This window comes from Vibrio sp. 10N.222.55.C6 (assembly GCF_041473395.1).
GTDB lineage: Bacteria > Pseudomonadota > Gammaproteobacteria > Enterobacterales > Vibrionaceae > Vibrio > Vibrio crassostreae_C.
This window is the reverse complement of sequence record NZ_JBFRSD010001185.1, coordinates 1-294: the sequence shown is the minus strand read 5'-3', so window position 1 is coordinate 294 and position 294 is coordinate 1. Positions and strand designations below refer to the sequence as shown.

1 pseudogene is annotated in these 294 nt (G+C 39.1%); it reads right to left on the bottom strand.

The window, feature by feature from the left end:
• Positions 1–294, bottom strand: a pseudogene (locus AB4486_RS28115) (hypothetical protein); the annotation flags it as partial.

The following is a 294-nucleotide window of genomic DNA, read 5'->3' as shown; positions in this document are numbered from 1 at the left end:
GAAAATACCGGTTGTAACCTCTTGTTCGCTGACTTTTAACGTGTTTTCAGTGTAGTACGTATCTCCCTGCCAAAAAGAGTAGCCAACACCTGCCTGCCAGTATTCTTGAGTATCAACCTCTCCAAAAACACGCAATTTATCATTGATTTGATAGTTTATATCAAGTGTAGCGACCGTTTTATCATTGTCTGGATTTTGAGATAAGCTGACGGAAAAAATATCCGTAAAACGCTCAATAGATTCAACCAGAGTGTCATTTGCTGATGAATGAAAAGGGAAGGTGGAAGCAAGTAT